Raw genomic sequence first — 12,861 nt, forward strand, 5'->3', positions numbered from 1 at the left:
TATATTAAATTTTATATTTTTAATTCTTATTAATTTTTTTAATATTAAAAAACACTTTTAGTTAATTGATTAAATAAAAAAAATAATTACCAAGTTTTATTTTTTTAGCACTTTTATATTCATCAGTAAAATTTTAATCCGATCATTTGGAAAAATAAAAATAATTTATCTACCGATTTTTTTTCATATTACTACTAAATTAATTTAAAGTTTGATTGAATGAAGAACTCCTTTCCATTATACTATTTTTTAAAATGTTAATTTCATCAATTAATTTCTTGTTTTTTCCCTGATAAACTAAAGATGTTTCATGTCTTACATAATTTCCTTTTCTTTGTGCACTTAGCCAATTAAATGAACCTATACATAGCAAATCTTCATCTTTAATCACAATTTTGCTATGTACCTTAGTTACAAAATAAACATCTATACCGATATTTACTAATTTAAAAAGAAATTGTTTTTTTTCTTCATTATCGCCTAATAAATTGAGTTCATCATCTGTATAAATTGATATTTTAATGCCTTTTTTTTGAATCACTGATTCCATAAATGGCAATATATTGCTATTATTAACGGCATTTATTGAAAACCAAGGAGATACTATATATATTTCTTTAACAGCATTATTTATTACATTTTTAAGAAACGAGTCGTGATCATTTAAATTTATAAGAACTTGAAAACCAACACTTCCCGATTCTAATAAATCTTTTCTTTCTAAATATTTAAAACATAAACTATTTTTCTCACAAGAAAAAAGATAACGCGCTAAAATTCCTCTCGGCGTTTTTAACTGTGGATTGTATATATCCATATCTCCAAAAACCAAAAAGCTATCTTTTGCTCGCGATACGGCAACATTTAACATACTTGGCGCATTGTCTATAAAAGTACCATCGACATGTTTAGAGTAAACGGCAGAGAAAATTATTAATTTTCTTTCGGCTCCTTGAAAAGAATGAACCGTACCGATTGTTAGATGATCTTCGCCTTTATCTACATTTACATTTGCTTTAGAATTTCTTATAGCCCGTTTTATTTCGTTAACTTGAGCTCCAAATGGTGTTATAATCCCTACAATTTCATTCAAGGGCTGATTATATTTTTGTTCTAACTTTTGTTTATTTTCAATCAACCAATTAGCAATAACTCTAGCTTCCAATAAATTATAACGACTGCCTGATCCCGAATCTTGACATATACCGTCAATATGTAAATATCCTAAGGCCGGAAAAAGTGATTCTTTAGGTGAAATTCCGCGTTTTGGTAATAACTTTCCTTTATATACCAATTCATTACAATAACTAATAATTTCATTATAACAACGCCTATGCTCATATAAATACATTCCCGGTTCCAAATCAGGATCATAACGATATCTGGATGCATTTTGTGCAATCTTCATCACACTGCCTGATGAAGCCGTTTTTCCTAAATCAGTTAATTTTTCATATTCGTCTTCTACATTATCACTATTCAGAAGTTTAGCTTCCAAAAAATTACCCACATCCACTTTTGGAGAAACGGCCCAAATTGGTTCAATTTGATGAGTATCTCCAATTACCAGAGCTTTTTTACTGAGAGAAAATGAAGCTCCTGCAACTTCCGGTAATACCTGACCTGCTTCATCAACAATTAATAAATCGGCTAAATTATATAAATAATCTTTCACGTAACCTGTTCCCGCATAAATAAAATGATTAGGAAGCACATAGAAAGTTGATACTACACAAGGAGTCAATTTCATCCTTAGATTCCATCGTTTAATTATGGCAGATTCTGCGTTTTTTTTATTCCATTTTTCTAAATTGGGCAGTAAATCTTCCATTTCCAATAGCCAACGCCCTTCCCAATAATGGGTAGTTAACAAAAAAATATCAAATCGTATTTTAGTGTCTGCTTCAATATCCGCTTGATTAAGTGTTACCTTCTCAGAATTCTTTGTAATATGTAATGGTGCTAATGCAATTTTCCATTTCGCTAAACAGGTTTCTAAATTTTGTAACAAATTTTTAATAATTTCTAAAATCCGCTCATTTTCAAATATAGACTTACTTACTGAAACTTCTTTATTTTCAATATATTCTGAAATAGAAATAAGAGTTTTAAATTGAAATTGATCTTCTTTATCCCATACATCCGCAAGGTACATCTTAGCCTTAAGCATACGTTTTTTAGCTACAAAAGGTATCCACGAAAAAACTTGATACCATATATTTTCCTCAGCTTGAAATTGTTCCCATTTAGATCGAATATTACTCCATAACTTTATCTTTTCGTTCAAAATTTTTTCTTGATATTCATAGAGTGCTAATTTTTCATAGGGGTTATTACCCAATTCTTGATGAACTTGCAAACGTATATTATATAAAGCGTTCCATGATTCTTCCAAGCATTTTAATTGTTTTGTTTTCCATAGAATTTCTTTATGTAATCGTTTAACGACATCTTCTATGGTAGTATTTTTACTTTCAAGATTTTGAAATGCTTTTGCTGCACATTCTATATAAAAATATTTCGCTTTTTTAAAATATTCTGTGTCCTCGATTTGATTAAAAAATTTTTCAGTTTGAAAATTCTTTTCAGCTTGTAGAGACTTACTTTTAGCCGGAAAATAAGCGCCAAAACTGTCTATATTAGGTAACCATCTCCCTGAAAAAGGACCTTCACCTTTAGAAAAATCTTTTCCAAATGCATCAATTATGTTAGTTACTGCTTGATTATTTGTTGAAGCTGCAATAATAATGGGGGGTTCAGATCCTTCCAATGCTCGCGTTGCCCACAAAGAAGCAACTACGGAAAGTAACAGGGTCGTTTTACCCGTACCCGGAGGCCCATTTACCGCAAGAATTTCTCCAGTTTCAGCATTTAATAAATGATTTAATGCATCGCGTTGCGCTTGAGCTAAAGGAAAACTATTACTTGAATGGGCCAACCGTTTTGAAAAGAAACTATTACTTTCAAGACATGGTTGTTGGGGTGGAGAGGTTATTGAAGCATAACGTTCAAATAAAGGAATACTTTTAGAGCTGTTTCGTAATTGTTCATATAAAGGAAAAATATGTATTGCCGCATTTTTCACAAGATCTTGTTTTATTATAAAACTGTGATCTAAACGCTCATAAGATCTGTTATCTTTAACCCATTTTTTTGCCACCGTATTTAATAATAAATCGATATGGCTGCAATATTTTTTCCAAGCATCAAAATATTTTTCATCTCTTAACTTTAAATCTCCATCTTCAAATTCATTATAATTAATACCTGATATAGAATATGTGGATAGATAAATATCTAAATCATACATGGATCCAATTGCATAGGAACCATTAACTAAAGGTTTCAGTATATCTCGAGATATAAATGTACTGCCACTTTTAGGATAACATCTTCCGTCTCTGGCCAAAAAAGCAGCGGTTGATATAGGGACAAGATATTCCGGAGTTTCATTAAATTTACCAAAACAATGTTCTGTAATTTGATGATAAACTATAGGTCTTAGAATAATTTCAATAACATTACAATCTGATGATTCATTTTTAAAAAGATCTTTGGTTTTTTTTTCATCTAATTTTCCTGACGTTAGAAATTCCTTAGAACAAAATATCATTGTTTCGGTATCTTTTTTATTTAATCCTCCCTTTGTAAAAGTGGCATCAGCTAAAGAATTACGCCAATATTTTGCAAAATTTTGTGATCTTGTGTCCATAAATTGTTCCTTTTTGTTTTGCTGTTTTAATTTTTTTATGAAGAAGCGTTAATTTAATTCAATGATCCTTATTATTTAAATCCGTTACTGGACATTTATTATTGATTGGTTTTACCAATTTTTATCTAATGATTAAATGCATTCCTTAGCTTAAACACATATTTAATTAGTAAAAATAATAGTATCTATTTTTTGCTCGATACGGCCTGTCTCTTTCACAATTCCAACTTATCCATCGGTTAGCCGCTTCATTCAAAGAACAAACCATAGAATGTTGTCTTCTATATTATAATCAAAAAGTTCGAACATAGAATTTTTAAAACTTTCGATTAGAGAAGATTGATATTCAACTCAATCATAATTAAATAATTCAGGAATTGCAGCCGGTTGTCTTCTAAATAATTTTTTTTCAGTTATATTAAAATCTTTAAAATCTGATTGTTCCGATTGTTTAATATCTTTTATTTGGGTAAATCTATTATCTTTTTAATTTCATGTGATGTAAATTTTATCAGAATTTCGATGACTCATTTTTTTGTTAAATAGTTAAATTGTTTCTTAAAATAACGTTCAAATTAGCTGCATAGTACTTTTTAAAGACTAGTTTTTTCAACATTTAATCCTCTTAAGGACCTATAAATACAGCAGGATGAGAAACAAGGGTTTTAGCTTGAGCGGAATTCCAACTTTGTAAGATTCGGGCATTCCAAAAAATATTTGCTAACGGCAGCGGCTCCGGCGAGGGAATCGCTCCTTTGATAGTATTATCCGGCAAACGAATAACGTTGATCGCATCAGGAACATCAAAATTTAGATGGATTCTTGTATCAAAATCAATATGTGTATATGCCCAAGGAAACTTAGAATTTACCGATTGTGAAGATGATTGTTTTTTTATAGTTGCCGTTTTTCCTCCGTTTGAAATTGGATATACCCCATCGGCATATCTCGGATTTAAATTAATTCTGTCTAAGGTCCATTCCGGATAATGGCATATTTGCTTTTGATCATGCTCTTCAATAATCGGTCGGGTCATCCGTTTGTTTACATCCCATATTCCCATTCCACCTTTTTTCCTTTGAACCCAAGTATACATTTCGGTGGTACCTGCTTCTTTAACCACAAATTCTGCCGAAAAATCTTTTACAGGCAAACCCAAAGCGTTTTCTGTATAAACATTTTGTATAGTTCGTAATTCAATTAAATTATTACTAACCTCCACAAAATGAACTATACTTTCTTCATTTACCTTTGAGGGGTCTGAAAATGATAAAACTTTAAAATAAATTTTCATGGTTGAAAATTCGTGTAACGGCTGTCTGGCTAAATCTCTCCACCACTCTAACGGCATTGTGTAATAAGCCTTACCCGAAGCATCTAAAGTCAAAGGGTTTTCTTCATGAGAATAGCTGCTGAACGTTTTCATCGAAATCCTTTCCACAGATAATTTATTTTTATCCCAACTGTCGGTTATTCCTACCGTATTTGTTAATAAAGAAGGATCAACCTTTGCCACCTGAATATCAATTGGTTCCCCGGGTGCTCCGTCGGTAATTTCAAATTCCAGATTGGGATAGCTTGGGCCGAATAAAGTTCCGTCCTTTTTCAACACTACTGTATATTGATCTTGAAGGGCTTTTATTTTTATTTTCTTTTTGGGAATCGGTATGGGGGCTCCTTCCATATTCAGTTCAGGTTTATTAATTTGACCGCTGTCAACAATTTTTATATCTACTCCGCCATAATGGCAAGGAATCGTGCTTTTGAGCAATAAAGGCGGCCGATCTTGGATTTTCATACTTCCTGTGTTTTTCCAATCTCCCGTTATCATGGATACGTGACAAGGAAAAGAACGGTTCGGGCTTTTTTTACAGTTTCCCCGAAAAACAAGACTTAAGGAACTTTTCTCTTCTATGGTTGCTGTTTTCTTTTCTTGTGTAGTGGGGGTATCTAAATTTACTTTAAGTATTCCTTTGGGATTGGTACACAACGGACATTCCAGCTCTGCTCCGTCAATAACGATTAATTCATCCCATATTTTCTGCCTTTCTTTTTCTCTTTCTGTGTTATCTGATTCGAGTATCCGGGCATTTTCTTCTTCCATTCGGCTAATTTCATTCCATTGCTTATCCTCGGAAGTAGCTGTTTTTCCCATAATCGGAAGTTTTTCAAACTCCTTGTCCCAAGCTTTTTTACTACTTCGAGATGCATCTAGTAGTGTGGGAAAATGGTTTGCTTTATTGTTCGAAAAGAGTTTTTTTAACCAATCCATACTATTCTGTATTTTTTAAGTTGATTTTCATAAATTATATCCAAAGATCCCTCATGCAATAGCCCCGAAGAATAGAGATAGCTGCCTTCATATAAAGTCGTGTTTGTCTCTTCTGTCTGCCATGGTTTTCCTTTTACGTGGAAGCATTTTTTTATGTCTCCTTCCCTTTCTTTCACTTCATTCCATTCTTCCGCAAAAACTTTATTCCAATGTGGATGTTTTACTTTTCTTGGATACTTCGTATCATTTTCATTTTTTAAATTTCCGATACGGCTTCCGTTAAAAAACATACCGTACATTTCATAACTTAACAAGTAGCCGATCATTCTTGATTCATCCTGAAGTAAACGGCTTAAAAAATCAAAGTACAATTCAATAGAAGAGCCACTGTGATAAGCTTCCAATTTTCTCCGCTCTGTGTTCCAACGTTCCTGAATTTTTTTTAGATTTTTAAGCTTAACGGCTTCTCCTTTCTCATTAACACAAATACGTATATCGTTAAAAAGATAGGAGATTTCCCGAAGCAAATTATATTGAGGTATGGCTTTTTCCAACTTTATTTCCGTGCGAAAACACAGAATTTGAAAGTGAAAGTGTTCACGGGTTTTTCCGGTAAATAAGATTCCGACATTTCTGGTCCAAAATTTTTCCTTACCTTTTCCATGATTCATTTGATCCATAAAACTTGTAGTGAGTCGGTAGTAGTACGTTTTTCCCGGCTGCATTTTTATTTCAATTGGTGTCAACGGTTCCATCGGCATTATAATATTCTCTTTTTCTGCTTTTATTGGGCGAATTGCCCAATTCTCCCCAACGGGAAGACCAATGCAAGTAGTAGTTTCTTATTTTCTTTAGCAATCGATCGGAATCGGTGACGTATATTTCTTCTAATTCTTTTTCGATTGGTTGGTGGTTAGTTTCTGTTTTTTCTTCTGTTGGTATCTTCTTGTCTGCTTGATTCAAGTGATTCTCCTTGATTTCTTTTGTTGAAGTGGCTTGGTTGAGTTTTTTTTCTTCTTCTTTTTCACTTTTCAATACCCAGTCTTCATTCCATTTCATGGTATAAAGCTGTAAATATTCTTTGGCCTGTTGCAGGGTCTTGTTTCCCGAAAGACTGTATTTCTCCATTTCGCCGGGCATATAATACTTCCCCATATAGGGTTCTGACTCTTCCCGCATCAGGTGTAGAAAGATATAGCTGTATTCTTTCCTTAGGTTCCGTTCGCCTTTTAAGCTGTAATGGCTGTGCTTGGTTACCATTTTGGGTTCTATTTTTAATTGTTCCGGAGTGTACCATCCGCCTTGGATCAGTTCTGCTCGATAGTCTATCAGCTTTTCCAATTCATATTTTGATCTTTTTTCGATCAACAGGTTTTCGCTGCCGGTTTCGGTATAGTTGGAATAGCTGCCTCCTATATCACTGTGAACCCCGGGAAAATTGCGTTCTATGCGATTGTTCCCCGGCTTAATGCGGGTAAGTGGAAAATATTCCCGATGCTCGTCCAACGAGGTAAAATGAACGATTTTTTGTGGTCTTCCTAATTCATCTAAATGTAATTTAGATATTTTACTTTTGAAATTCGGTAAAAGCAAGGTATCCGGATCGTAAGAAACTACTGTATCGTAGATTCCTAAAAAACGCAAATGAATGAAGGTATTGTCGATCAGTTCATGACTAAATCCCATTTTTAATAAGGCTGTTCCTAAATTACCCATTTGGGGCAGTTTTCCATTTTTTACCCAAGCTTGTGGCACTTCCTTTCCTTCATGATCCAAATATTTACCGTTTTTTACTTTCGCTGAATACGCTAATTTTTGAATATTGTAAGCAAAATACCGTGCAGCAGCAGCTCCTCGGCTAAAGCCAAAAGCATCTACGATAATTATAATGGTATCAATATTTTCACTCTCTTTAACATATTTTTTATAGACTTCATAAATTTTTTTAGCTAAATATTCACATCCATTGGTTACTTTTCCCTGTATTCCCGTTTCTCCTCTTCCTAAGGCATACCCCCATAGTTTATCCTCCTTTTTGTCTTGGGTACCGATACCTTCCACATAAATGGTATATTCTTCATCACAACTCATGGATTTTCTAGCGACATTGGTAAAATCATTTAAATAGCTGGCGCTTTCTTTATCTACTCGTTTTCTGCTTAAGAATTTTTTTTCTTGTGCATTTTGCTCGAATATTTCAATTTCTTCCTCGGTGGGATTTCCATACCCATCTATCCCTCGCACTTTTTTCCATATCCGGGTATTTTCTCGGTTATTAAGTGTTCCGTCGAAAAACAATCCATAATTAAGTTGAAGCTCTCCCGGTTCAGATCGGGCCTCTCCACTGTTAAATACAAAGGTTTTTCCCATTTTAAAATATTTTTACCTCACTTTTATACAACCCGATGCTTTTTCCGTTTCCTTCCAACCATACTGAAGCATCATCTCCGGTATGGGTGATTCGTATGGTTATTTGTAGAGGTACTGCTTTCGCCTTACCTTGTGTAAGCTCTTCAAATGCTTTAAATATTTGATCTTCATTAAATTTGATATATCCTCCACAGTTTTTTTTTACTTTTTCCTTCCAACGAAAGCTTATTTGTTTGGGTATAGCTTTTTCCTCATCATAGTTCCAGTGCAATTCCTTTGGTATTTGATATCTTTTTATTTGATAGTCGCCAAATAAATTTGTTTCTTCTCCGTTATAAAAATCATATGTCATCTCATCCAATTCTGCCTCTTTGGGTAGTTCATAATTTACTTTCCAATTATATTTTTTCCTGTATGTATCCCATAGCCCGTAAGGAATGGGTTTGTTTTTATTGGCCTCTTGCACTTCTTGAGGGATGATCCCAGGATTTTTTATCACCGATTCTTGATATTCCGGCCGTAGCATGCTGTAGATCGGTTCGTCTTTTAATTTTTCGACTTGCTCTTTGGGTATTTCTGTTTTTACTCCCTGGTATCTGCCCACTTCTATTTGACGAGCTGCTCCTGCTACCCAAACCACGGCTACTCCTCCCGGGGCAAAGCCTACATTGATAGTCCAATAATTTTCTTTAAATGGTTCGGGTTTATCTTTATTTATAGAGGGGAGATAATACCCCTTTCTAAAAAGACCGGCTATTTTTTCATAATCCAGTTCCGCATCTACATGATAAAAGGTCTTTTCGACAAATGAGATCCAGATAACATTTAATCGTTTGGGCAAAGGCTTTTTTCCATGACTCATACTCCTTCCTAAACTTCCCCAACCTTTCCTACCTGTATGTAAGCCAGAAAAGAGGCTGGCATATCCTCCATCAGTTAATTCAAGTCCTCCCATAAATACGTCTACCGGATAACCTAAAGGACAGGAGACAGATTCCTTCCAATCAAACTCTTCTTTCATAGTTTTTTTATTTTTATCCTGACAGCTTACCACCACAGAAAGAAGTTGTAGCATGGCCACCAGGAAATAATTTTTTATTTTTAATATCATTGTTAAATATTTATATAATTAATGGTTTCCCATTTTAAAATATTTTTACCTCACTTTTATACAACCCGATGCTTTTTCCGTTTCCTTCCAACCATACCGAGGCATCATCTCCGGTATGGATAATTCGTATAGTTAATTTTATTGATTCTTCCTTATTTCCCTGAGTTAATTCTTCAAAAGTCTTAAATATCTGGGCTTCATTAAAAGTTATTGCTCCTGATTTTAGTAAGTTTTCTTTTGTTATCCAACTAAATGATATTTTTCGAGGTATAGCTTTTTTTTCTGATTTGTTCCATCTCAACTCTTCCGGTATTTGATATAATTTTATCGGTTTGTCTCCGAATAAAATTTCTTTTTCTCCATTAAAGTAAAAACAGGTTACTCTATTGGTTATTTCATTTGAATTCGGAAAATCAAAGTTAAATTCCCAATTATATTTTTTCCTGTACGTATCCCATAACTCGTAAGGAATGGGCTTGTTTTTATTAGCATCTTGCACTTCTTGGGGAATGATCCCCGGATTTTTTATTACCGATTCTTGATATTCCGGACGTAGCATACTATAGACCGGTTCATCTTTTAATTTTTCTACTTGCTCTTTGGGTATTTCCGTTTTAATTCCCTGGTATCTGCCCAATTCTATTTGACGACCTATTCCCGCGACCCAAACCACGGCTACTCCTCCCGGGGCAAAGCCTACATTGATCGTTTCATAGGTCCGTTTATAGGGTTGTGGATGCTCTTTATTATATGAAGGAGTTAAATATCCCTTTCTAAAAAGACCGGCTATTTTTTCATAATCCAGTTCCGCATCCACATGGTAAAAGGTCTTCTCTGCAAATGAAATCCATATCACATTAAGACGTTTGGGCAACGGCTTTACTCCACTGCTCATACTTCTTCCTTCGCTACCCCATCCACCTAACCCTGTATGTAACCCAGAAAATAAACTGGTAAAGCTACCATCGGTTAATTCTAACCCTCCCATAAACACGTCTACCGGATAACCTAAAGGACAGGAGACGGATTCATTCCAATCAAATTCTTCTTTCATAGTTTTTTTATTTTTATCCTGACAGCTTACCACTACGGAAAGCAGTTGTAGCAGTGCTATCAGATAATGATTTTTTATTTTTAGTTTCATTGTTAAATATTTATATAATTAATGGTTTCCCATTATATATCTACTTCACTTTCATACAATCCTATGCTTTTTCCGTTTCCTTCCAACCATACTGAAGCATCATCTCCTGTCCGAATGATTCGTATGGTTAATTGTATTGATTCTTCCTTATTTCCCTGAGTTAGTTCTTCAAAAGCCTTAAATATCTGGGCTTCGTTAAATATTATTTCTCCCGATTTTATGATTTTATCTTTATTTATCCACGTAAATGACATTTTCTTGGGTATAGCTTTTTTTTCTGATTTGTTCCATCTCAACTCTTCCGGTATTTGATATAATTTTATCGGATAATCTCCAAATAAAATTTCCATTTCCCCATTAAAATAAAAACAGGTAACTCTATTGGTTATTTCATCTGAATTTGGAAAATCAAAGTTAAATTTCCAATTATATTTTTTCCTGTACGTATCCCATAGCCCATAAGGAATGGGTTTGCCTTTATTAGCATCTTGCACTTCTTGAGGAATAATCCCCGGATTTTTTATCACCGACTCTTGATATTCCGGCCGTAGCATACTGTATTCCGGTTCGTCTTTTAGTTTTTCTACTTGTTCTTTAGGTATTTCCATTTTCACTCCCTGATACCTTCCTATTTCTATTTGTCTTACTATTCCCGCGACCCAAACTACGGCTACTCCTCCCGGGGCAAAGCCTACATTGATCGTTTCATAGGTCCGTTTATAGGGTTGTGGGTGCTCTTTATTATATGAAGGAGTTAAATATCCCTTTCTAAAAAGACCGGCTATTTTTTCATAATCTAGTTCCGCATCCACATGATAAAAGGTCTTCTCTGCAAATGAAATCCATATTACATTTAGACGTTTGGGCAACGGCTTTACTCCACTGCTCATACTTCTTCCTTCGCTACCCCATCCACCTAACCCTGTATGTAACCCAGAAAATAAACTGGTAAAGCTACCATCGGTTAATTCTAACCCTCCCATAAACACGTCTACCGGATAGCCTAAAGGACAGGAGACGGATTCATTCCATTCAAATTCTTCTTTCATAGTTTTTTTATTTTTATCCTGACAGCTTACCACCACGGAAAGAAGTTGTAGCATGGCCACCAGGAAATAATTTTTTATTTTTAGTTTCATTGTTAAATATTTATATATATAAATGGTTTCCCATTTTAAAATATTTTTACCTCACTTTTATACAACCCGATGCTTTTTCCGTTTCCTTCCAACCATACCGAGGCATCATCTCCGGTATGGGTGATTCGTATGGTTATTTGTAGAGGTTCTTCCGCCTTACCTGGTGTAAGCTCTTCAAAGGCTTTAAATATTTGATCTTCATTAAATTTGATATATCCTCCACAATTCTCTTTTGTTTTTTCCTTCCAACGAAAGCTTATTTGTTTAGGTATGGCTTTTTCCTCTTCATAGTTCCAGTGCAATTCCTTTGGTATTTGATATCTTTTTATTTGATAGTCTCCAAATAAATTTGTTTCTTCTCCGTTATAGAATTCATACGTCATCTCATCCAATTCTGCCTCTTTGGGTAGTTCATAATTTATTTTCCAATTGTATTTTTTCCTGTATGTATCCCATAGCCCGTAAGGAATGGGTTTGTCTTTATTAGCATCTTGTACTTCTTGAGGGATGATCCCCGGATTTTTCATTATGGATTCTTGATATTCCGGCCGTAGCATGCTGTATTCCGGTTCGTCTTTTAATTTTTCTACTTGTTCTTTGGGTATTTCCGTTTTCACTCCCTGGTACCTGCCCACTTCTATTTGACGACCTATTCCCGCTATCCAAACTACAGCTACTCCTCCCGGGGCAAAACCTACATTGATGGTTCCATAATCTTCTTTAAATGGTTCAGGAATTTCTTCATTGTATGAAGGGATGTAATATCCCTTTCTGAAAAGCCCGGCTATTTTTTCATAATCCAACTCGGCATCTACATGATAAAAGGTCTTTTCGACAAATGAGATCCAAATTACATTTAGTCTTTTAGGCAGTGGTTTTTTTCCATGACTCATACTTCTTCCAAAACTACCCCATCCACCTAACCCTGGATGTAAGCCAGAAAATAAACTGGTAAAGCTACCATCAGTTAATTCTAACCCTCCCATAAATACGTCTACCGGATAACCTAAAGGACAGGAGACGGACTCCTTCCATTTAAATTCTTCTTTCATAGTTTTTTTATTTTTATCCTGACAGCTGTTGAATATAAATGAAAGCATGAGTAGGAATTTA

The 12,861-nt window shown here is 34.3% G+C and carries 8 protein-coding genes; all 8 read right to left on the reverse strand.

Annotated elements, in window-relative coordinates:
• Positions 1-199: 199 nt before the first annotated feature.
• The 8 genes from J3U20_RS02500 to J3U20_RS02535 all read right to left on the reverse strand — a co-directional run bounded on the left by J3U20_RS02500 (position 200) and on the right by J3U20_RS02535 (position 12,848).
• Positions 200-3,712 (reverse strand): AAA domain-containing protein, encoded by a 3,513-nt coding sequence (locus J3U20_RS02500; protein ID WP_160542265.1) that lies wholly within the window; start codon positions 3,710-3,712, stop codon positions 200-202.
• 625 nt (positions 3,713-4,337) lie between these two features.
• Positions 4,338-5,984 carry a DUF4280 domain-containing protein gene (locus J3U20_RS02505; protein WP_160542266.1) on the reverse strand — a complete coding sequence of 549 codons (1,647 nt, stop codon included), beginning with the start codon at positions 5,982-5,984 and terminating at the stop codon, positions 4,338-4,340.
• A complete protein-coding gene (locus J3U20_RS02510; protein WP_160542267.1) occupies positions 5,972-6,739 on the reverse strand; it encodes a hypothetical protein in 768 nt (255 codons plus the stop codon). The genes J3U20_RS02505 and J3U20_RS02510 overlap by 13 nt, the downstream gene beginning before the upstream one ends.
• Positions 6,717-8,354: a phospholipase effector Tle1 domain-containing protein gene (locus tag J3U20_RS02515; RefSeq protein ID WP_160542268.1), complete on the reverse strand. Its 1,638-nt coding sequence runs from the start codon at positions 8,352-8,354 to the stop codon at positions 6,717-6,719. Before J3U20_RS02515 ends, J3U20_RS02510 begins: the two co-directional genes overlap by 23 nt.
• A gap of 1 nt (position 8,355) precedes the next feature.
• Positions 8,356-9,465 (reverse strand): DUF2931 family protein, encoded by a 1,110-nt coding sequence (locus J3U20_RS02520; protein WP_160542269.1) that lies wholly within the window; start codon positions 9,463-9,465, stop codon positions 8,356-8,358.
• A 34-nt stretch (positions 9,466-9,499) separates the two neighbouring features.
• Positions 9,500-10,609, reverse strand: coding sequence for a DUF2931 family protein (locus tag J3U20_RS02525; protein ID WP_160542270.1), 1,110 nt, complete (start codon positions 10,607-10,609; stop codon positions 9,500-9,502).
• A 32-nt stretch (positions 10,610-10,641) separates the two neighbouring features.
• The gene (locus J3U20_RS02530; RefSeq protein WP_160542271.1) at positions 10,642-11,748 is read right to left on the reverse strand and encodes a DUF2931 family protein; all 1,107 of its coding nucleotides are present in this window, start codon (positions 11,746-11,748) and stop codon (positions 10,642-10,644) included.
• 35 nt (positions 11,749-11,783) lie between these two features.
• A complete protein-coding gene (locus tag J3U20_RS02535; protein ID WP_160542272.1) occupies positions 11,784-12,848 on the reverse strand; it encodes a DUF2931 family protein in 1,065 nt (354 codons plus the stop codon).
• Positions 12,849-12,861 lie beyond the last annotated feature (13 nt).

It is taken from the genome of Apibacter sp. B3919, assembly GCF_026537405.1.
In the GTDB taxonomy this organism is placed as follows: Bacteria; Bacteroidota; Bacteroidia; order Flavobacteriales; family Weeksellaceae; genus Apibacter.

What these genes read in the sequence shown, in the direction of transcription:
- J3U20_RS02500 (WP_160542265.1), bottom strand. Translation starts at nt 3,712, where the DNA reads ATGGACACAAGATCACAAAATTTTGCAAAATATTGGCGTAATTCTTTA.
- J3U20_RS02505 (WP_160542266.1), bottom strand. Translation starts at nt 5,984, where the DNA reads ATGGATTGGTTAAAAAAACTCTTTTCGAACAATAAAGCAAACCATTTT.
- J3U20_RS02510 (WP_160542267.1), bottom strand. Translation starts at nt 6,739, where the DNA reads ATGGAACCGTTGACACCAATTGAAATAAAAATGCAGCCGGGAAAAACG.
- J3U20_RS02515 (WP_160542268.1), bottom strand. Translation starts at nt 8,354, where the DNA reads ATGGGAAAAACCTTTGTATTTAACAGTGGAGAGGCCCGATCTGAACCG.
- J3U20_RS02520 (WP_160542269.1), bottom strand. Translation starts at nt 9,465, where the DNA reads ATGATATTAAAAATAAAAAATTATTTCCTGGTGGCCATGCTACAACTT.
- J3U20_RS02525 (WP_160542270.1), bottom strand. Translation starts at nt 10,609, where the DNA reads ATGAAACTAAAAATAAAAAATCATTATCTGATAGCACTGCTACAACTG.
- J3U20_RS02530 (WP_160542271.1), bottom strand. Translation starts at nt 11,748, where the DNA reads ATGAAACTAAAAATAAAAAATTATTTCCTGGTGGCCATGCTACAACTT.
- J3U20_RS02535 (WP_160542272.1), bottom strand. Translation starts at nt 12,848, where the DNA reads ATGCTTTCATTTATATTCAACAGCTGTCAGGATAAAAATAAAAAAACT.